General features: G+C 71.1%; 15 protein-coding genes and 1 pseudogene. 6 read left to right on the plus strand and 10 right to left on the minus strand.

Annotated elements, in window-relative coordinates; translation table 11 throughout:
* Positions 1–71: 71 nt before the first annotated feature.
* From HKK72_RS12310 to HKK72_RS12320, 3 genes are read right to left on the minus strand one after another with little or no spacing between them, the layout of a single operon-like run.
* On the minus strand, positions 72–1373 hold the full coding sequence (locus HKK72_RS12310) for a CpaF family protein (protein ID WP_187234447.1): 1302 nt from the start codon (positions 1371–1373) through the stop codon (positions 72–74).
* Between the two features lie 11 nt (positions 1374–1384).
* Positions 1385–2194, minus strand: a complete 810-nt coding sequence (locus HKK72_RS12315) for a hypothetical protein (protein WP_187234448.1) — start codon at positions 2192–2194, stop codon at positions 1385–1387.
* Positions 2195–3076: a hypothetical protein gene (locus tag HKK72_RS12320; RefSeq protein ID WP_187234449.1), complete on the minus strand. Its 882-nt coding sequence runs from the start codon at positions 3074–3076 to the stop codon at positions 2195–2197.
* Positions 3077–3351: 275 nt separating this feature from the next.
* Here HKK72_RS12320 and HKK72_RS12325 point away from each other — a divergent pair, with 275 nt between their 5' ends.
* Positions 3352–7839 (plus strand): FtsK/SpoIIIE domain-containing protein, encoded by a 4488-nt coding sequence (locus tag HKK72_RS12325; RefSeq protein WP_187234450.1) that lies wholly within the window; start codon positions 3352–3354, stop codon positions 7837–7839.
* Positions 7840–7873: 34 nt separating this feature from the next.
* On the opposite strand, the gene HKK72_RS12330 is transcribed toward HKK72_RS12325, so the two are convergent.
* From HKK72_RS12330 to HKK72_RS12340, 3 genes are all read right to left on the minus strand, one after another.
* Positions 7874–8197 (minus strand): hypothetical protein, encoded by a 324-nt coding sequence (locus tag HKK72_RS12330; protein ID WP_187234451.1) that lies wholly within the window; start codon positions 8195–8197, stop codon positions 7874–7876.
* Positions 8198–8230: 33 nt separating this feature from the next.
* Entirely contained in the window at positions 8231–9235 is a 1005-nt protein-coding gene (locus tag HKK72_RS12335; RefSeq protein WP_187234452.1) for an SPFH domain-containing protein, read from the minus strand.
* A 160-nt stretch (positions 9236–9395) separates the two neighbouring features.
* On the minus strand, positions 9396–9668 hold the full coding sequence (locus HKK72_RS12340) for a WXG100 family type VII secretion target (RefSeq protein WP_187234453.1): 273 nt from the start codon (positions 9666–9668) through the stop codon (positions 9396–9398).
* A gap of 486 nt (positions 9669–10154) precedes the next feature.
* Between HKK72_RS12340 and HKK72_RS12345 the strand changes: the two genes are divergently transcribed.
* The 3 genes from HKK72_RS12345 (at position 10155) to HKK72_RS12355 (ending at position 14227) form a co-directional block, all read left to right on the plus strand.
* The gene (locus HKK72_RS12345; RefSeq protein ID WP_187234454.1) at positions 10155–11903 is read left to right on the plus strand and encodes an acetyl/propionyl/methylcrotonyl-CoA carboxylase subunit alpha; all 1749 of its coding nucleotides are present in this window, start codon (positions 10155–10157) and stop codon (positions 11901–11903) included.
* A gap of 168 nt (positions 11904–12071) precedes the next feature.
* The gene (locus HKK72_RS12350) at positions 12072–12761 is read left to right on the plus strand and encodes a hypothetical protein (protein ID WP_187234455.1); all 690 of its coding nucleotides are present in this window, start codon (positions 12072–12074) and stop codon (positions 12759–12761) included.
* A 113-nt stretch (positions 12762–12874) separates the two neighbouring features.
* Entirely contained in the window at positions 12875–14227 is a 1353-nt protein-coding gene (locus tag HKK72_RS12355; protein ID WP_261986748.1) for a hypothetical protein, read from the plus strand.
* 63 nt (positions 14228–14290) lie between these two features.
* Here HKK72_RS12355 and HKK72_RS12360 read toward each other — a convergent pair whose 3' ends face one another.
* The 3 genes from HKK72_RS12360 to HKK72_RS12370 all read right to left on the minus strand — a co-directional run bounded on the left by HKK72_RS12360 (position 14291) and on the right by HKK72_RS12370 (position 17317).
* The gene (locus tag HKK72_RS12360) at positions 14291–15958 is read right to left on the minus strand and encodes a phospho-sugar mutase (protein ID WP_187234456.1); all 1668 of its coding nucleotides are present in this window, start codon (positions 15956–15958) and stop codon (positions 14291–14293) included.
* Between the two features lie 5 nt (positions 15959–15963).
* Entirely contained in the window at positions 15964–16746 is a 783-nt protein-coding gene (locus HKK72_RS12365) for a purine-nucleoside phosphorylase (protein WP_187234470.1), read from the minus strand.
* A 112-nt stretch (positions 16747–16858) separates the two neighbouring features.
* A complete protein-coding gene (locus HKK72_RS12370; protein ID WP_187234457.1) occupies positions 16859–17317 on the minus strand; it encodes a gamma-glutamylcyclotransferase in 459 nt (152 codons plus the stop codon).
* Positions 17318–17402: 85 nt separating this feature from the next.
* Between HKK72_RS12370 and HKK72_RS12375 the strand changes: the two genes are divergently transcribed.
* Positions 17403–18788, plus strand: a complete 1386-nt coding sequence (locus HKK72_RS12375) for an NAD(P)H-quinone dehydrogenase (protein WP_187234458.1) — start codon at positions 17403–17405, stop codon at positions 18786–18788.
* Between the two features lie 182 nt (positions 18789–18970).
* Positions 18971–19462, plus strand: coding sequence for a hypothetical protein (locus HKK72_RS12380; RefSeq protein WP_187234459.1), 492 nt, complete (start codon positions 18971–18973; stop codon positions 19460–19462).
* 197 nt (positions 19463–19659) lie between these two features.
* Here HKK72_RS12380 and HKK72_RS12385 read toward each other — a convergent pair.
* A pseudogene (locus HKK72_RS12385) lies at positions 19660–19800 on the minus strand (transposase); the annotation flags it as partial.
* Positions 19801–20073: the final 273 nt, after the last annotated feature.

Genomic DNA, 20073 nt, shown 5'->3' on the forward strand with positions numbered 1-20073 from the left:
GACACCTGCACAACAGATACCTGCACCCCGGGCACGTGCACACCGGGTCGAAGTCATCACCAGGGGACGCATCACCAGGGCACCCCCTGGGCCGGGTCGTAGCCGTACTCGGCCAGCTCGGCGGCGCAGGCGATCGGCGCGGCGGGCACGGCATGGCCGTCCGGGCCGGCCGCGAACACCTCGCTGGACAGCACCCGCACGTCGCAGCCGGTCACCTCGCGGACGCTCGACACGTAGCGGCGCAGCCGGCCGCCCACCGCGTAGTCGTTGCGCTTCTCGATGAACACGACGAAGTCGATGGCACCGGCGATCAGCATGTGCGTCGCCTCGATGGGCAGCCGCTCCTCGGACTGGATCGCGTAGGTCGCCACCCGGTTGAACACCTCGACCGAGGAGTTGGCGTGGATGGTCGACAGCGAGCCGTCGTTGCCCTGGGTCATCGCGTTGAGCATCGTGACGATCTCGTCGCCGAGGACCTCGCCGACGATGACCCGAGAGGGGTTCATCCGCAGCGAGCGCCGGACGAGGTCGGCCATCGAGATCGCACCCTCGCCCTCGGAGTTGGGCAGCCGCTGCTCGAGGGCGATGCAGTTCGGGTGCAGCTCCGGGAAGTGGTCCAGGCCGAGCTCCAGCGCCCGCTCGACGGTGATCAGACGTTCCGATGGCGGGATCTCGTTGGCGATCGCGCGCAGGAGGGTGGTCTTGCCGGCGTTGGTGGCGCCCGCGATCATGATGTTCTTGCGCGCGGCCACGGCGGCGCGCAGGAACAGCCCCACCTCCCTGCTGAACGTCCCGTTGCCGACGAGATCGGACAGGAACACCTTGCCGAGGCGGGCCCGGCGGATGGACAGCGCGGGCCGCACGGAGACGTCCATCACCGCCGACAGCCGCGAACCGTCCGGCAGGCGGAGGTCGAGCTGCGGGTTGGCGGTGTCGAAGGGCCGCGAGGACAACCCGCTGTAGGCGGCGAGGACCTGGACCAGCTCGACGAGTTCGTCATCGGTCTCGGCGACCGGCTCGCCCATGACCTCACGGCCGTCGGCGTAGCCGATGAAGACCCGGTCGCAGCCGTTGATGTCGATGTTCTCGATCTCGGTGTCCTCGAGCAGCGGCTGCAGCCGGCCGACACCGAACAGCGCGGCATGGACGCCGGCCGCGAGCTGTTCCTCCTCTTCGGCGTTCGGCGGGCGGCGGCCGGCGGTGATCTCACCGCGCGCGTACTCCTCGAGAACCTGGCCGATCAGGGCACGGGCGAACTGCCGCTCGTCCTCCGAGGACATCGGCGGGATCCCGCTCGCCGCGTCGAGCCGGCGCTGCTGCGCCAGCCGGTCCCCGACCTCCTGGCGCAGTCGTTTGACCAGACTGTGGTCCACCTACCGCCCCCTCACCGCGTGCGCCCCCCGACCCCGTCGGCCGGGCGCACGCCTCCCGCCCCCGGGCCAGAGGACGCGGTCAACCGCCCCACCAGATCGCCGGCGACCTCCCGCGCCGAACGGATCAGCAGCGACCTGTCCAGGCGCCCGCCCCATTGGCCCCGCAGCATTTCAGCACCCTTGGGGTCCAATGCGAAACCCCCCAGCACCGTCGCCGGAAGTCTCGCGTTGGTGACGATCCGGTCCACCTCGGCGACCGAGGCGCGGTAGTCGCGGGGGTCGGCGACGACGATGATCCCGATGGGCGGGCCCCCGCGCAGCTCCGTGCCGAGCGCGTTCACGCGCTCGCGCAGGTGCGCCACCTGCTCGAGGGTCGGCCGGGTGAGCAACACGATCATGTCGGCCTCGCGTAGCAGGTCGAGCAGCGCGGTGCCCGCGCCGAGCCGGCCACAGTCGGCGATCACGTCCACGGGCGCGAGTGAGGCGAAGGCACGGCCGAGCGGCCCCCAGAGCCAGGTGAGTCCCTGCGCCTGCTCGCCGTTGGTGAGCCCCGCCAGGACGTCGAGCCCGCCGACGAGCCGCTGGCCGTGCTCGCCGATCTGGTCGGGGCGCAGACCGCGGCGGGCCGTCGCGGCCAGGCTCAGCAGTCCGCGGGCCGGATTGAGCATGCCCGACTCGCCCGGCAGGCGGTAGACGAGATCCCCTCCGGCCAGGTCGCATTCGGCGACGAGGACCGGCCGCGGCCACACCGCGCCCAAGGCCACCGCGGCGGTGGTGACGCCCGGTGCCCCCTTGTCCGCCGCCAGGGCGATGAGGGCCACCTAGCCGCCCCCGGCCGGCGTCGGGGTCCGCCCGCTCGGGTTCTGGCCGCCCGGCTCCGGCCCGTCCGACGTCTGGCCGGTCGGATTCTGGCCGTTCGGGTTCTGACCGGTCGGGTTCTGGCCGCCGGACGTCTGCCCACTCGGCGCCGTCGCGCCGCCGCGGACCTTCGTGCCCACGGGCACCCGGGCCACCGCCACGGCTCCCGCCGACGCGGCCTGGGCGACCTGCGGCGCCTCCTCGGGCGGCACCGCTATCGAGATCATGGTCTGGTCCGACTGCAGGCTCTGCTCTCCACCCCGCGCGACGTCGACCACGATCGCGTCCTCGGAGAGCGTCGTGCCGGCCCGCACGCCCGCGGCGTTCTGGCCGCCGACCCCGTACAGGCTCACCCGGTCTCCCGGTTTCAGTCCGTCGGCCGGCAGCTGACCGGGTTTGAGCGCCAGCCCCACGACGACCCGCCCGTTGGTCGCGGCGTCGGTCGGCGAGACCATGCCGTTGGTGAGCAGTGCCCCCTTGACCAGGGGCACGGCCGCGTAGGCCTGCGACACCGCGCCGCGCTCCGTCCAGCTGATGAACTCGATGCCGGTGTTTCCGATCTGCACCTCCTCGAGCGCGTCGGCGGGAATGCGCTGCCCGGCCGCGACCGGCTGGGCGATCCGGATGGCCGAGACCCGCTGGCCGCTGGCCATGACGAGATAGGCGCTGGTGAGCGCGCCGCCCAGGATGAGCAGTACGGCGAGGGCGGCGAGGGCGGGCTTGCGTTCACGGGGAGGTACGGGAAGCCGCTGACCGGTTGAGGCGCCGAGGCCCGTACGCCCAAGGCCGGCCGCGGTGTTCGCCGGATTCGCGGTGTTCGCGGCGGTCGACTGACTGGTCTTCATCGGTTTGGCCACTCCGAAGCATGCGCAGACGGCCGGAGCGACCCATGGTCCCGGTCTTGACAAGCCGACGTCAATGGATTCGCGCGGGTGAGGCCGTCCCGTGACCCTGTTCTTCGAACTGACCTGCAGATATTCGGACTATTAACGCTACTCACCGTTAATGTTTCCCGCCCCGGATCGGGACAGGACCACCCGGTCAGAATGATCCGAGCCTTCGCCCGCGGTGCGGGCGTACGACCTAGGCTTGGCGCCAGGCCGAACAGCGGAGGGTATGGATGCGCATTTCGCTCACGGCGCTGACCGAACAGGGCCCCCGGGATATCGTGATCAATGGCGATTCCGATATGACCGTGGAGAGCGTCGCCACATCACTGGTCCGCACCATCGGCGACGGCGACACGCCCGATCCACCGGCCCGGGCGGTGAAATCGCCGCGCGCCCAGGCTCTGTGGATGGACGGCCGGATGCTCGATCCGCGGGCCGAGGCCGGGCGGACGCTGCGCGACGGCGCGGTCGTCACGATCGAGCCCAGGGCGGCGGCCGCCACCGTACTCGCCGAGCCCTCGGGACTGGTCGAGATCCGCGTGGTCGGGGGCCCGGCGGCGGGTGGCGTGCACCGGCTCGGGATCGGCACCACGACGCTCGGCACGGGCGACGACGCCGACCTCAGGCTCACCGATCCGGAGATACCCGGTCACTCCCTGCGGGTGACGGTGCAGCCCGACCAGGTCACCGTCGAGGCCTCACGGCAGACGACGGCGACGCTGGACCAGGCCCCTCTGACCGGGCCGTGCGACTGGCCGGTCGGCGGCATGCTCGTCATGGGATCGACGGCCCTCACCCTGGCCCCGTCGGCGCGCCCGGACACCCACCTCGAGCCCCTTCCCGAGGGCGGGCTCGCGTTCAACCGGCCGCCGCGCATCGGCCCGTCCCGGCGCCCGTGGCGCATCGAGGTGCCGCAGCGCCCGGAGCGAGGTGAGCGACAGCGGCTCAGGCTGTTCAGCGCCCTCATGTTCTCGGCCTTCGGCCTGGTCATGGCGTTCGCGCTCAGACAGTGGTGGTGGGCGCTGTTCGCCCTCAGCTGGCCGATCATGCAGGTCGGCGAGTGGATCGGCGACCGCGTCCACGGCCGCAAGTCCTATCGGAAGGCGCTGAAGGAGTATCACCAGCGCATCGAGGACTTCGATCTGGAGGTCGAGCGGCTGCGCCGGGCCGACGAGACCGAGCGGCGGGTACTGAGCCCGGATCCCGCCGAGGTGCTGCTCACCGCCACCGGCCCGCGCCGCAGGCTGTGGGAACGGCGGATCACCGATCCCGACGCGCTGTGCCTGCGCGTGGGCTATGCCGACCAGCCGGCGCACATCGAACTGGTGGACAAGGAGGCCGACCGGGAGCAGCCGGTCGCCCGCACGGTGCCGGTCACGCTGCCGCTGGCCGAGCTCGGCGTGATCGGGCTGACCGGCCCGCGGACGGCGTCGCGGGGGCTGGCCCGCTGGCTGGTCGCCCAGGCGGCGGCGCTGCACAGTCCGCGCGATCTGGCCATCGTGGTGCTCTGTGCCGACTCGGGCGGGGCCGACTCGGGCGAGGCGGGGCCGGGCGGGGCGGAGCACTGGAACTGGGTGCGCTGGCTGCCGCACTGCGCTCCCCGCGAGGGCGAGGACTGCGTCGCGATGGTCGGCACCGACCCCGAGTCGGTGGCCCGCCGGGTCACCGAACTGGCCATCCGCATCACCGACCGGCGCCGCCGCCAGAACGCCGCCGCAGGATCGCTGTCGTCGTCGGCCGACCAGGCCGCGCCCCCGTACAACATCCTGGTCGTGCTCGACGGCGCCCGCACGCTGCGGCGGGTGCCGGGCATGCCGCAGGTCCTGTCGAGCGGCCCGCAGTACGGAGTGCACGCCATCTGCGTGGACGACGAGGAACGGCTGCTGCCCGAGGAGTGCACGGCCGTGGCGGCGTGGGACTGGGACCGGCCCGCCGCCCTGCGGCTGCGCGGCCACGGCCTCGACCGGCTGGGGCCGGTGCTGGCCGATCAGGTCTCGCCTGCGTGGTGTGACCGGCTGGCCCGGGCACTGGCACCCGTGCGAGACGTCTCCCGGGAGGACGCCGAGGGGGCCCTTCCCGCGACGGCCCGGCTGCTGGAGCTGCTCGGCATGCCCGACCCGACGGCCGACCACGTGCTCGCCTCGTGGGCGCGGGGCGGCCGCAGGACCCGCGTCCCGATCGGCCTCGGCGCCGACGGCCCGTTCTCCGTGGATCTGCGCACGGACGGGCCGCACGGGCTCATCGCCGGCACCACCGGCGCCGGCAAATCCGAGCTGCTGCAGACGCTGATCGCGTCGCTGGCCGTGGCGAACCGGCCGGACGAGATGACGTTCGTGCTCATCGACTACAAGGGCGGCGCCGCGTTCAAGGACTGTGCCGAGCTCCCGCACACGGTCGGCATGGTCACCGACCTGGACGGGCACCTCACCCAGCGGGCCCTGGACTCCCTCGGCGCCGAGCTGCGCCGCCGCGAGGCGCTCCTGCTCGCCGCCGGCGCCAAGGACATCGAGGACTACGACGACCTGCGCGACCGGGCGACCGGCGCGCGGCCCGAGCCCATGCCGCGACTGGTGCTGATCATCGACGAGTTCGCCGCGATGGTGGCCGAGCTGCCCGACTTCGTCACCGGGCTCGTGGACATCGGCCGGCGCGGCCGATCGCTCGGCGTGCATCTGATCCTCGCCACGCAGCGGCCGGCGGGCGTCGTGACCGCCGACATCCGCGCGAACACCAACCTGCGGATCGCGCTGCGGGTGACCGACGCCGACGAGTCGACCGATGTGCTCGACTCCCCCGAGGCCGTGCGCATCTCGAAGTCCACGCCGGGGCGCTGCTATGTGCGGTCCGGGGTCTCGTCGCTGCACGCCGTGCAGTCGGCGCGGATCGGCGGGCGGCGGCCCGGCGCCGGCGCGGGCACCCGGCCCGCCTCGGTGCTGCCGCTGCCATGGCTCGGGCTGGGACGCTCCCTACCGGCGGCCGGCGGGGCCGGCGGCGGGGACGAGTCCACCATGGTCACCGATCTGGCGGTGCTGGTGCGGGCGGTCGCCGACGCCGCCCGCGGCGCGGGGATCAGCCGGCGGCCGAGCCCGTGGCTGGAGCAGCTGCCCGAGCTGGTGACGCTGTCGCCCCGTACCGCGGCGGGCGGCTCCGTGGTCGACCTGCCGCCGATCGAGTTCGGGATGACCGACCTGCCCGCCACCCAGTCGAGGGAGCCCCTGACGCTCGACCTCGCGCGCGGCGGTCATGTGTACGTGGCCGGTTCACCGCGATCCGGGCGGTCCACGGCGCTGCGCACGCTGGCGGGCTCGCTGGCCGCGTCGTGCTCCCCGTACGACGCGCACCTGTACGCGATCGACTGCGGGGCCAACGCGCTGCTGCCGCTCGTGTCGCTGCCGCACTGCGGTGCGGTCGTCGGACGCGACCAGCTCGACCGGGTGGAGCGGCTGCTCGCCGCGCTCGCCGCCGAGGTCGCCCGCCGCCAGCAACTGCTGGCCGAGGCCGGATTCGCCTCCATCGCCGAGCAGCGCGCCGCGGTGACCTCGGCCGAGCGGCTGCCCTGGATGGTCCTGCTGCTCGACCGCTGGGAGGGCTTCGTCGGCGCGTTCGAGAACTACGACTACGGCCGGCTCATCGACACCGTGCTGCGGCTGCTGCGCGAGGGCGCCGCCGTCGGCCTGCGCGCGGTGTTCACCGGCGACCGCTCGGGCCTCGGCGGCCAGGTGTCCACCGTGTTCGACCGGCGGCTGGTGCTGCGCATGGCCGATCCCCAGGACTACGGCCACGCCGGGATCCAGGAGAAGCAGGTGCCGTCGGTGATGCCGCCGGGGCGGGCGCTCGAGCAGATCGGGCCGGGCGAGCCGCTCCGCGAATCGCAGATCGGACTGCTGTGCGACGATCCGTCGGGCACCGCGCAGGTCGCCGCGCTGCAGGCCATCACCCGCGCCTGTTCCACGCGCTACGGGCGGCTGCCGCGCCGAATGCGGCCGCTGCATGTCGACGAGCTGCCCGTACGCGTCTCCTACCGGGAGGCTCTCGCGCTCGAACCGGACTTCCTCGCGCCCTCGCCGCTGTGGGCCCTGGTCGGCGTGGGCGGCGACGCGCTCGCGCCGGTGGGCGTCGACCTCCTGGCGGAGGGCCCGGGATTCGTCGTGGCCGGCCCGGCGCGATCGGGCCGCTCCACGGCACTGCTCACCATCGCGGGTTCACTGCTCGATCCGTCGGTCGGCGGAGGGCTGGTGCCCATCGTGCTCATCACGCCGCGCCGATCCCCCCTGCGGGAACTGGCCCGTCGTCCCGGAGTGCTCGGCGTCCTGGACGCCATGGCGTCGGAGGAGGACCTGGAGTCGCTCCTGGAGCACGAGCACCGGTACGCGGTCGTGGTCGACGACGCCGAGCTGCTGGACGAGACCGAGCTCGACGACGCGCTCCGCAAGGTCCTGCGTTCGGCGCGGGACGGCGAGCACGCGGTCATCCTCGGCGGCACCACCGAGGACCTCGCCCGAGGCTACCGGGGGTTCCTGTCCGACGCCCGCCGGTCCCGCTCCGGCGTGCTGCTGTCAGTGGACTCGCCCGACGACGGAGACGTCTTCGGGCTGCGCCTGCCCCGCAACGCCGCCGGCGGGGGCCCGACCGGCCGCGGCATCTTCGTCGCGGTCGGCGTCACCACCCAGATCCAGGTCGCCCTGCCCGAGTCACCCGACGAGCCGGCCGAAGCCTGACCTGTGCACGACCGGGATCGCGGTCGTGCACAGGTCAGTCGGATTCGATCTCGAGGGCGGCGACGCGAGACCGGGCCTCCGCCATCGCCGCGTGATACTTCGTGTCCCATTCCGGGTCGTCGTCCGGGATCGTGCGGATCACCTGCCGGCCCAGTTCGAGGAGACCCGACCGGCCCTCCGTCACCCTGCGCACGACCACGGACGTGACGCCCTCGCCGACCTCGGTGTGGGTCTCCCAGCGGGCGCCCTGCTCCACCGCCGGGCGGCCGACGCCGGCACCGCCCGAGAACGCGCGCGCCATCAGGTAGGCGACGAGGCAGAGGAACAACAGCCCTGCGAGCATGACCAGAGGACGCATTTGCCACCTTCCGATCCGGACCGCCGACGCACGTCAGCGGCCGGGGACGTTCACGCCGCCCGGGTTCCCGGGTGCGTAGACCGTGATGCCCTGTGGCAGCGCCTTCAGCTTCTCGATCTCGGCGCACGTGGGGCATTTGTTGTAACCGTCCTGGCGGGCCCGGTTCGCCTCGGCCTCCGCACGTGCCGAGGCTACCTTGGCCTGCGCCTCGCTGACCTGCGCGAACGCCGCCTGGGCCCGATCGACCGACTCCTGCACCTTGTCGGGGAGGGTCACCCGGACCAGGTTGAAGTGGATGTTGGTGACGAACTTCCCGCCGAGCGTCGACTCCAGGTCGACGGCCAGGCTGGTGTTGATCGCGTTCTGCACCTTCGCGATGTTGGCGTTGTTGCTCTGCGCCTGCAGACCCGACTTCTGCGTCGTCTGCCGGGGCGCGGAGGTGTTCTGCACGAGCGCGCACGACGACACCAACTCGGCGCAGCGGAAGCTGTTGATCTGCGTGCGGAGCGCGTTGTCGATGACCGGGCGGACGATCTGGTTGAGGAACGCCAGCCAGCCATCGTCGCCGTCCCAGGTGTAGTTCGACTCCCCGCCCGGGCCGCGGAACTTGCGGGTGCCGAACTTGTCGTCGAACGACCTCAAAACCGCGTGGTCGAGGTTGAGGGTGAAGTACAGCGTCCCCTCGATGCCCATGTTGACGCCGTCGCTGCTCGGCACCGTCACGACGTCGACGCCGGCCGTGTCGCCGCGCTTGTCCTCGGACGTGATGGTGTAGAAGCGCTGCTGGGCGGGGTACTTGTGGACCTTCGAGTAGAAGCCGATCCACGTGCGGCCGGAGCCCGGATCGATGATCTGCCGGATTCGGTTGTTGTCGAAGAAGCCCCCGTTGCGGACCACCGCGACCTCACCGCCACCGGTCCGTTCGTAACCCCCGGCGAGCGCGAGCAGCCCCGGCAGGCCGACGACGAGCAGGACGACGAGCGCGATGACGGTGCCCCTGCGCGAGACGTTCGGAGCGGGTGTGGATGGTTTGGGCATCGGCATCCCCTTTGAGCCATGCGAGCGGTCTCGGCGACGGGAATGAGACGTTCGCGGCCCTTGCCTGGATCCCGTGCGCGGCTGGAGACCGGAAAATGGCGCGAGGCCTCGACCGGGGGGTCGATCGAGGCCTCGCAAGCCGGATACGCGGGGGCCAGGGTCAGCGCGTGGCCGATTCGATGTTCTGCCGCGACTTCTTGATGTCCTGGCTGCCCTGCTCCAGGGCGATCGCCATCTTGTCGAAGGCGGTCTTGGCCTCCTGCCAGGCACTCCGGAACCGGTCGGCTCCGGGTCCCCACCACACCTCGGTGCTGCCCACCGTGCGTCCGTTCAGGTCCTTGATGAGCCCGTCGAGGTTCTTGGAATGCTTGCTGAACATCCGGGACAGCTCTTCCAGTGCCGCGATATTGGCACCACGCCGGTCTCCGCTCATGACTTGATCCTTTCATTGAGAACAGGGGTCATGCCGCTGCCCGTTCCGGGTCGCCCAGCGTCTCCGGTGCGGGGCGGCAGGGTCGGAGGGCGACGTCATCGCATCGGCGCCCAGCTTAGAGATCGCCGTTTCACGATTCCAGACGTACATTGCGGATTGGATGTCACTTCGCCCCCATTCGCACTACAGAGACCTGACCGCATGCGGCCATCCGACCCACAATGGGAATGCGCCCGGCGCCCGGAGAAGCCGCCGTGTCAGAAGATGTGGCGGCTACCGGGTCATTTCGGGAAATGGATCCTTTCTGATTGTCAGCATCCGCGTCAAGACCGTCCGGTCCTCATGCCGCCGGGCCGCGGCCGGTACCCCCGGAACCGGACGGCGTCGCCCACGGGTCCTGCGGCGATGCGCCGACGACGAGGGCCTTACGAAGTCGGGTGGCGCCGTTGCCTAGACTTCGTGCGGAAGTTCTAGGAGGAGTCGCCCGTGCGCAAGGTTCTGATCGCCAACCGTGGGGAGATCGCGGTCCGCGTCGCCCGCGCCTGCAAGGACGCCGGCCTCGTCAGCGTCGCGGTGTACGCAGAGCCCGACCTGGACGCGTTGCACGTCCGCGTGGCCGACGAGGCGTACGCGCTGGGAGGCCAGACGGCGGCCGAGACCTACCTCGACATCGCCAAGCTGATCAAGGTGGCGCACGAGGCGGGCGCCGACGCCGTCCATCCCGGTTACGGCTTCCTCGCCGAGAACGCCGATTTCGCGACCGCGGTCACCGAGGCCGGGCTGACCTGGATCGGCCCACCACCCGCCGCCATCACCACGCTCGGCGACAAGGTGCAGGCGCGGCACATCGCGCAGAAGGTCGGCGCCCCGCTGGTCCCGGGCACGGCCGATCCGGTGAGCGACGCCGACGAGGTCGTCGCCTTCGCCCGGCAGCACGGCCTGCCGATCGCGATCAAGGCGGCGTACGGCGGTGGAGGGCGCGGTCTGAAGGTCGCTCGGACGCTGGAGGAGATCCCGGAACTCTACGAGTCGGCGGTCCGCGAGGCCGTCGGCGCCTTCGGCCGCGGCGAGTGCTTCGTCGAGCGCTACCTCGACCGGCCGCGACATGTCGAGACCCAGTGCCTGGCCGACAAGCACGGCAACGTGGCGGTGATCTCGACCAGGGACTGCTCCCTGCAGAGACGGCATCAGAAGCTCGTCGAGGAGGCACCGGCCCCGTTTCTCACCGAGGAGCAGGTCGAGCTGCTCTACCGCAGCTCCAAGGCGATCCTCAAGGAGGCCGGCTACGTCGGCGCGGGGACCTGCGAGTTCCTCGTCGGCCAGGACGGCACCATCTCGTTCCTCGAGGTCAACACCCGGCTCCAGGTGGAGCACCCGGTCACCGAGGAGGTCTCCGGGCTCGACCTGGTCAGGGAGATGTTCCGGATCGCCGCCGGCGAGGAGCTCGGATACGACGACCCGGCGCTGCGCGGCCACTCGATCGAGTTCCGCGTCAACGCCGAGGACGCCGGCCGCGGGTTCCTGCCCGCGCCCGGCACCGTCACCGCGTGGGAGCCGCCCTCCGGCCCGGGGGTACGGCTCGACACCGGCTACACGGCGGGCATGACGGTGCCGCAGGCGTTCGACTCGCTGGTGGCCAAGCTCATCGTCACGGGCGCCACGCGCCGGCAGGCCATCGAGCGCTCACGACGCGCTCTGGCGGAGTTCACGATCGACGGCATGCCGACCGTGCTGCCCTTCCACCGGGCCGTGCTCGACGACCCGGCCTTCATCAGCGAGCCGTTCAGTGTCCACACCCGGTGGATAGAGACCGAGTTCGACAACACCATCCCCCCGTACGAGCACGCGTCGGACGACGTCGAGGCCGCCGAACGCGAACGGATCACGGTCGAGGTCGGCGGCAGGCGCATCGAGGTGGTGCTGCCCGCAGGGCTCGGCGCGGCGGCGGGTACGGCCGGTCAGGGTCCGGCGCCCCGGCGCGGCAAGGGGCGGCACGGCGGCGGGGGCGCGGCCGGCGGCGGCGACGCCCTGGTCAGCCCGATGCAGGGCACGATCGTCAAGATCGTCGCCGCCGAGGGCACGACCGTGGCCGCCGGGGACACCATCGTGGTACTCGAGGCGATGAAGATGGAGCAGCCGCTCGCCGCGCACAAGGCCGGCACGGTGACCGGCCTGTCCGCCGAGGTGGGACAGACCGTCACCAGCGGCGCCGCGATCTGCGAGATCAAGGATTAGACCCGCCGCGGGACCGTCCGGGAGCGCCTGGGCCGAGACCGGGTACGGGCGGTCCCGCGACGACCTCGTCCAGCGAGTCCGTCGCGGGGACCTACGGCGCGGATGACCGGGCGGAATCTCTCGCTTTCGGGCGAGCCGGGCCGCCGTGACCACTAAAGTGAGCCACCTATGAAACGCCGAACCCTCCCGGCCCTCCTGGTCTCAGTCGTCACAGGCGCGCTCGCGCTCAACGTCGCCTTGGCCCCGGCCTCACATGCCGATCCCATCGAGCCTGACCTGGTCGCCGAGTCGATCAACGACGGCGGCGTCTACGTCGCCTCCGGCGCCAAGCTCTTCGCCGACGACGCCGCCAAGGACCGGCTGCGGGCCCAGCTCGAGACGGCGAAGCGTCCCGTCTACGTCGCGGTACTGCCCGCGGGCTCGTCGCTGACGCCTTCGCAGCTCTACCGGATCGTCAAACGCGAGGGCACCTTCGCCGTCCTGTCCGGCAACAACCTGACGGCGTCCTCCAGCGTGATGCCCGCGGCGCAGCTCCGTTCCGCCCTCAGCGGGGCGCGGCGGGCCAACGGCGCCAACCCGGCCGGCGCGCTGATCTCGTTCGTCCGGCTGACCAACGGCACGCCCAAACCGCCCGGATCCAAGGTGACCCCCGAGCCTCTGATCACGGAGACGCCGACCGAGGTCACCGAGGAGGAGCCCGCCCCGACCGACGAGGCGACGCAGGCCGCTCCGGCGAAAAAGGACGACGGCTCCAAGCTGCCGATCATCGGAGGCGTCGCGGCCCTCGTGATCGTCGCTGCGGGCGGCGGCTTCCTGTTGTGGCGCAGGCGCAGCCGCTCGGACGGGGCCGTGGGCTGAGCGATCTCGCTCCTACCAGGGGATTCACGAGCTAAGCCCATTTTCTTTCCTTACCTTTACGGAACTACCCGCGCCATCGGTTCGTCTTCTGATAAAGGAGGCAGACTGAAGGCATGAGGTACGCACGATCAACTCCCGGCGGTCACCAGGGAGGCCGGCTGCACGCGGTCACCCGCCGTCTCGCGCTTCCGGCGCTACTGGCGTTCATCGGCATCCTGCTGTTCGGCTGGGCCGCACCGGCCCGCGCCGACACGGTCTCCGAGATCGCCAACGGTCTGCGGAACTCGAAGCTGTACGTCTCCTCGGAGGCCGGCGGGGTCCTCTCCGACCCGGCACGGGCACAGGTGCGCAAGGCGCTGGACGCCGCGGACCACACCGACATCCGTGTCGTCGTCACCAAGGCCGGGCTCGGCCAGGAGCAGCTGGGCCAGATGCTCAACAGCGTCCGCCAGCGGGTCGGCAAGGGCGACACCTATGTCGCCGTCACCGCCGACGACCAGATGGTGGGCATCTCCAAGGACCTCTCCGCCACTGAGATCAACCAGCTCATCACCCAGGCCTCCGGCGGCGACATCACGACCCGGCTGGTGAAGTTCGCCCAGCTCGCCGACGCCAAGGCGGCGGACAAGGCCGCATCGAGCCGGAACTCGATGTTCGTGGGCCTCGGGGTCCTCGTACTCGCGGTGGTCGGGGTCGTCGGGCTCGTCGCCGTGGTCCAGCGGCGGCGCAAGGTCCGGGACGCTCAGCAGATGGCTGAGCTCAAGCAGGGCGTCGACGAGGACGTCACCTCACTCGGCGAGGACATCGCGGCGCTCGACCTCAAGGTCACCGACCCGGCCCTGGCCACCGAGACACGGGAGGACTACACCCGCGCGCTCGACTCCTACGACAAGGCCAAGGCCGCGGTCGAGACGGCCCAGCGGCCCGACGACATGCGCAACGTCACCACGGCGCTGGAGGACGGCCGCTACTACATGGTCGCGGTACGGGCCAGGCTCGCGGGCGAGGCCGTCCCCGAACGGCGCGCGCCGTGCTTCTTCAACCCGCAGCACGGCCCGTCCGTAGAGGACGTCCCATGGGCGCCGGCGGGCTCGGCGCCGCGGTCGGTGCCGGCCTGTGCCGCCGACGCCCAGGCCGTACTGAACGGGATGGCGCCGGACTCGCGCATGGTACCGGTCGGGGGCGGGCGCAGGCCCTACTGGGAGGCGGGTCCCGCCTATGCCCCCTACGCCGGCGGCTACTACGCCGGCTACGGCGGCATGGACATCCTCGGTCCCATCCTCATCGGCACCGCGCTCGGCTCGATGCTGGGCGGCGGGTTCGGCGGGTTCGGCGGAATGGGCGGCGGCCTCGGCGGCGGTGGCGATGTCTTCGGCGGCGACGGAGGCGACATCGGCGGCGGCTGGGACTTCGGCAGCGGCGACTTCGGCGGAGGCGGGGGCTTCGGCGGAGGCGGCGACTTCTGAGGGCCGCTCCCCCGAGGCCGGGCGGCACCCGAACCTGAGGACTCCCCTGTCAAACGGTGCGTTTCAGGCCGGCGAAAGCAACGCGGCGAGTTCCTCGCGTAGGGCCTGCAGTGCCGCTGACGCTGTGGCGCGGGCGTCCGCGACCTGGTCCTCGACACCGGCGACCACCTCGAGGTAGCACTTGAGCTTGGGCTCGGTGCCGGAGGGCCGCACGATCACCCTGGCGCCGCCGGCGAGCCGCAGGCGCAGGCCCTCGGTGGGCGGCAGGCCGTCGATCCCCTCGGACAGGTCGTCGACCGCCTCGACCGCACGGCCCCCGAGGGCGGCCGGCCGGTCGTCTCTGAGCCGGGCCAGCATCGCGCCGGCCGCCGAGAGGTCCTCAAGCCGGATCGACAGTTGTGCCGTCGCGTGCAGGCCGTGGCGGCGGGCCTGCTCGTCGAGCAGGTCGAGCAGCGAGCCACCCTGCCGCCGCGCCTCGGCGGCCATGGCCGCGACCACGAGCGCGGCGCCGATGCCGTCCTTGTCGTGCACTGGCAACCCGTCGTCTCCACCGACGCTGTAGCCGAGCGCCTCCTCGTAGCCGAACACCAGGCGATCGCCGGCGGACCGCGCCTTCATGATCCATTTGAAGCCGGTGAGGGACTGGGCGAAGCGCACGCCGTGCGCCTCTGCGATCTTGCCGAGGAGCGACGAGGAGACGATGGTGGTGACGACGAGCCGGTCGGCGCCGCTCGTGTGCCGCAGGACGTACTCGGCCAGCAGCCCGCCTACCTCGTCTCCGGTGAGCATCCGCGAGCCCTCGGGACCGTCGGCACCGACCCGGACACCGACGGCGCACCGGTCCGCGTCCGGATCGTTGGCGATCACCAGGTCGGCGTCCGCCGAGACGACGAGGCGCAGTGCGAGGTCCATCGCCCCGGGCTCTTCCGGATTGGGGAAGGCCACGGTCGGGAAGTCGGGGTCGGGCTCGGCCTGCTCGGCGACGACGGCCGGCGCCGGGAAACCGGCCCATGCGAAGGCCCGCAGCAGCACGTCCCGGCCCACCCCGTGCAGGGGCGTGTAGGCGACCCCGATCTCGCGCGCGTCGCCCAGGGGCAGCCGCGACAGCGAGCGGAGGTAGGACTCGACGATGTCGTCGCCGAGGACCGTCCAGTCCTTCCCGAGCGGCAGGCCGTCCACCGGGCCGACCGCGTCGATGGCCGCGGAGATCTCCTCGTCCAGTGGCGGGACGATCTGGGCGCCGTCGGCCCAGTAGACCTTGTAGCCGTTGTCGCGAGGCGGGTTGTGGCTGGCGGTCACCATGACCCCGGCGTCCGCGCCCAGGTGCCGTACGGCGAATGCCAGCACCGGCGTGGGCAGCGGGCGCGGCATCAGCCGGACGGTCACCCCCGCCCCGGTCATGACAGCGGCGGTGTCGAGGGCGAACCGCTCAGAGCCGTACCGCGCGTCATAGCCGACCACCACCGACGTGCCTGGCGGATCGGCCGCGTGCGGGCGCAGGCACGCGGCGAGCCCGGCGGCGGCGCGCATGACCGTGACCCGGTTCATTCGGTTCGGCCCCGCGCCGAGCTCACCGCGCAGACCGGCGGTGCCGAACTCCAGCTTGGCGCCGAACCGGTCGGTGAGCGCCGCGTCGTCTCCGCCGTCCAGAATCGCCCGCAGTTCCTCGCGTGTCCGAGGGTCGGGATCCTGTGCCAGCCACTCCTGCGCGGCTCGCGTGTGGTCGCTCATCGCCGTCACGTCTTCGACACGACCGTGGCGAGGAGTGCGCCCATCCGCGCGGCGGCGTCGCGACCGGCGGCGAGTACCTCCTCGTGGTCGAGCGGCCTGCCGGACAGACCGGCCGCGACGTTGGTGATGAGCGAGATGCCGAGCACCTCCGCACCGCCCTCGCGTGCCGCGATCGTCTCGAGCACCGTGGACATCCCGATGAGATCCGCGCCCATCGTACGAAGCATCCTGATCTCGGCGGGCGTCTCGTAGGTCGGCCCGCGGAACGCCGCGTACACGCCTTCGGGAAGGTCCGGGTCGACCTGCTTGGCCAGCGCGCGCAAGCGGCCCGAGTAGGCCTCGGTGAGGTCGAGGAACCGCGCGCCCGTCAGCGGGTTGGCGCCGGTCAGGTTGAGGTGGTCGCTGATGAGCACCGGGGTGCCGACACCGTGCAGCTCCGGCCGGAGCCCGCCCGCCGCGTTGGTGAGCACCACGGTCTTCGCACCCGCGGCGAGCGCCGTGCGGACGCCGTGCACGACCGGGTCGACGCCCAGTCCCTCGTACAGGTGCGTACGACCGAGGAGGACCAGCGCGCGCTTGCCGGCCACGTTCACGGCCCTGATCCGGCCGGCGTGACCCTCGACGGCGGGTGGGGCGAAACCCGGCAGGTCGGTCACCGGAAGTTCGGCCTCGGGCTCGCCGAGCGCGTCGGCGGCCGGCACCCAGCCGGACCCCATCACCAGCGCCACGTCGAACGAGTCAAAGGTCCGGGAGCGCAGCTCGTCGGCGGCTCTGTTCGCCACATCCATCGCGTCGTGTCTCACGATCCAGACACTACCGGGGAGTAATGGAGAACCGGACATCCCGTGAAGGACGCGGGCGAAGCACCCTCCGGAGCCGCCGCGCCGAGCGCGGCCGTGGTCACCCCTCGGCGCCCAGTGACTTGCACGGGCGGGTGCGCAGATCCTTCACGTAGTCGTCCGGCGCGCCGGCACGCTCGGCCGCATCGGCCAGAATTCCCACGTAGCGCGCCGAGGGCAGCCCGCCCTCGTAGTCGTCGAGCACGTACAGCCAGCAGAGCACGTCACCGTCGAGTGTCGCGATCCGCACTCGGATCTTGCGGTAGACGCCCAGTGCGGCGCCCTCCCAGGCGTCGAGGTCCCGCTCGTCCCACTCGGGCACGTCGTAGAGCACGACGAAGACCTGTTCGTAGGTGTCCTCGACCACGGTGGCGAGCGCTCCGTCCCAGCCGACGTCCTGACCGCCGAAGGTCAGCCGCCAGCCCTGGAGCCACCCGGAACCGTGCAGGGGTGAGTGCGGGGCCCGCTGAGCCATCTGCTCGGGGTCCATGTTGGAGGCGTACGCCGCGTACAAGGCCACGGTTGGCAAGCGTACGGCCTCCGCCAGGCCGACGCTCGGACTACCTCTTGCCTGGGCATCACCACAAATGCGGGACAATGGTCACGTGACCCGCATCGTGATCATTGGAGGAGGCCCGGGAGGCTACGAGGCCGCCCTGGTCGCGGCACAGCTCGGCGCCGACGTCACCGTGGTGGAACGAGACGGCCCCGGCGGAGCGTGCGTGCTCTCCGACTGCGTCCCGTCGAAGACGCTGATCGCCACGTCGACGCGGATGGCGGTCATGTCCGAGTCCGCCTCGCTCGGCGTGCGTTTCTCCGGCGGGTCGGACGGTCAGGTCGGCGGCCTGGGCGTCGACCTGCAGTTGACCAACAAACGGGTGAAGGAGCTGGCCAGGGCGCAGTCCTACGACGTCGCCGAGCGGCTGTGCTACGAGGACGTGCGCATCGTGCGGGGCGAGGCGAGGTTCGTCGATCCGCAGATCGTCGCGGTGGGTGACGAGCGCTTGCGGGCGGACATCGTGCTCGTGGCGACCGGCGCGACGCCGCGGGTGCTGCCCGGTGCGGAGCCGGACGGCGAACGCATTCTGAGCTGGCGGCAGCTGTACGACCTGCCCGAGCTGCCCGAGGATCTCATCGTGGTCGGGTCGGGCGTGACCGGGGCCGAGTTCGCGTCGGCCTACCAGGCTCTCGGGTCCCGGGTGACGCTGGTCTCTTCGCGCGAGCGGATCCTGCCCACCGAGGACGCCCAGGCCGCGACCGTACTGGAGGAGGTCTTCCAGCGGCGCGGCATGAATGTGCTCTCCCGCTCGCGCGCCGCCGCCGTGCACCGCTCCGGTGACGGGGTAGTCGTCACGCTCGAGGACGGCCGCAAGGTCGAGGGCTCGCACTGCCTCATGACCGTCGGCATGGTCCCCAACACCGACGGCATCGGGCTGGAGGAGGTCGGCGTACAACTCGACAAGCGCGGCTTCATCAAGGTCGACAAGGTGTCCCGGACCCACGCCTCCCACATCTACGCGGCAGGCGACTGCACCGGCGTGCTGATGCTCGCCTCGGTCGCGGCGATGCAGGGGCGCATCGCCATGTGGCACGCGCTGGGCGAGGCCGTCCAGCCGCTCAAGCTCGGCTGGGTGGCCGGCAACATCTTCACCGATCCCGAGGTCGCGACGGTCGGCGTGTCGCAGAACATGATCGACTCTGGCGAGGTGGACGCGCGCACGGTCATGCTGCCGTTGAGCACCAACGCGCGCGCCAAGATGCAGGGCTTCGAGGACGGCTTCGTAAAGCTGTTCTGCCGCCCAGCCACAGGAATCGTCCTCGGCGGAGTCATCGTCGCCCCGAGGGCCAGCGAGCTGATCCTCGGGCTGTCCGTGGCCGTGCAGCAGCACCTGACGGTGGACCAGCTGGCGCACACCTTCACGGTGTACCCCTCGCTGTCCGGCAGCATCACCGAGGCCTCGCGCCGCCTCATGCAGGAGTCCGCGTACTGACGATTCCCCGCTCTGCCACTCTGCGGCAGACCCGGGAGCCGTTCCGAGTTGAAGCCGATCTGCTCGTGCACGCATGTCTGAGGCCGGGCAACCTGCCGGGTGTAGCGCTCCCGTGTCGAGGGCTCCATCTCATGGTTCGGTGACCACTTTTACGCATGTTCGGACTCGGTTATGGTTCTGCGATGGCAGTCCCCGAGATCATCTCCATTGCCTACGAGCCGGACTACCGGACCGATAAGATCGGTCGATACGCGGACGGCCAGTTCTTCGCCTCGATCACATACGCCTTCCCCGAAGGATTCCGTCACGGGGAAGGCTGGGAAGACGCCAAGCGTCTCTACGTCGTCCTCCACCGCTTCGACGCCGACGGCCGTTACATCGACTCCGACATCTGGTACGCCGGAACCTGGCGCGAACAGCAGCAACGCCCCTACGGAGCCGACTCGGTCCTCGCCCAAGCCGAAGCACGTTTGGCCGAACTCCTGGATGCCCTGCCCAAGCGCGAATACCAGGACATCGCGATCCGCCCGTTCCGACTGACCGTCGACGGCGTGCTGTTCGGCCTGATCATCGAGCAGGGGCACGGCGAGAACGAGGACGAAGACGATTGGGCCGAGCTCTATCCAGACCACCTCGGGTTCTGTGAACCCTGGGACGGCGAGTACTCCACCTGACAGTTCAGCAGGAACTCACGACACTTCGATACGCGATGCCGCCAGTATCTCAAACAGCGGGTTCGCTGGGTCGTGGGCCGGGTCGAGTGGTGTAGCCGCCGCGGGCCAGACGGCGGGTCACTGGTGTTGATGGCGGGCCCAGCGGATCATCGCTTCGGAGGTGGCGGGATCGCGTTCGTAGTCGCGGGCCAGGCGCCGGCGGCGTACACGGTGACGGTGATCAGTAGACCGAGGGTGTCGGTGACGATGGAGCACCTGCGGCCGTTGATCTTCTTGCCCGCGTCGTACCCACGCGAATCTCGTCCGACGGTGTCGGCGCCCTTGACCGACTGGGAATCGCTCAACCAGCGCCCACTGCTCATCGGTCAGGTCCGAGGGATAACGCGGGGACCGAGTCACCGCGCCGGCTTCCTGAACCACCACCAAAGATCACGTAGCCACACCGACCGAGATCAAATTCTCAAACACGCACTTAGACGAGACCCGCGACCAAGCGCCAATTGCGATGGAGGCCGCACTCGACCCGCCACGCTGACCGATTGGGGTAATTTCGTGGCAATTGTTCCATTGTCAAAGTGGTCATGGACGAATTGCTGTTCGACCATTGTCAG

This window comes from Actinomadura sp. HBU206391, from assembly GCF_014323665.1.
Lineage (GTDB): Bacteria > Actinomycetota > Actinomycetes > Streptosporangiales > Streptosporangiaceae > Actinomadura_C.

Excerpts from the sequence above, each read along its gene's own strand:
- HKK72_RS12355 (WP_261986748.1), top strand. The coding sequence starts at position 12,875 with ATGAGGTACGCACGATCAACTCCCGGCGGTCACCAGGGAGGCCGGCTG.
- HKK72_RS12380 (WP_187234459.1), top strand. The coding sequence starts at position 18,971 with ATGGCAGTCCCCGAGATCATCTCCATTGCCTACGAGCCGGACTACCGG.
- HKK72_RS12350 (WP_187234455.1), top strand. The coding sequence starts at position 12,072 with ATGAAACGCCGAACCCTCCCGGCCCTCCTGGTCTCAGTCGTCACAGGC.
- HKK72_RS12365 (WP_187234470.1), bottom strand. The coding sequence starts at position 16,746 with ATGGATGTGGCGAACAGAGCCGCCGACGAGCTGCGCTCCCGGACCTTT.
- HKK72_RS12320 (WP_187234449.1), bottom strand. The coding sequence starts at position 3,076 with ATGAAGACCAGTCAGTCGACCGCCGCGAACACCGCGAATCCGGCGAAC.
- HKK72_RS12340 (WP_187234453.1), bottom strand. The coding sequence starts at position 9,668 with ATGAGCGGAGACCGGCGTGGTGCCAATATCGCGGCACTGGAAGAGCTG.
- HKK72_RS12335 (WP_187234452.1), bottom strand. The coding sequence starts at position 9,235 with ATGCCCAAACCATCCACACCCGCTCCGAACGTCTCGCGCAGGGGCACC.
- HKK72_RS12360 (WP_187234456.1), bottom strand. The coding sequence starts at position 15,958 with ATGAGCGACCACACGCGAGCCGCGCAGGAGTGGCTGGCACAGGATCCC.
- HKK72_RS12325 (WP_187234450.1), top strand. The coding sequence starts at position 3,352 with ATGCGCATTTCGCTCACGGCGCTGACCGAACAGGGCCCCCGGGATATC.
- HKK72_RS12330 (WP_187234451.1), bottom strand. The coding sequence starts at position 8,197 with ATGCGTCCTCTGGTCATGCTCGCAGGGCTGTTGTTCCTCTGCCTCGTC.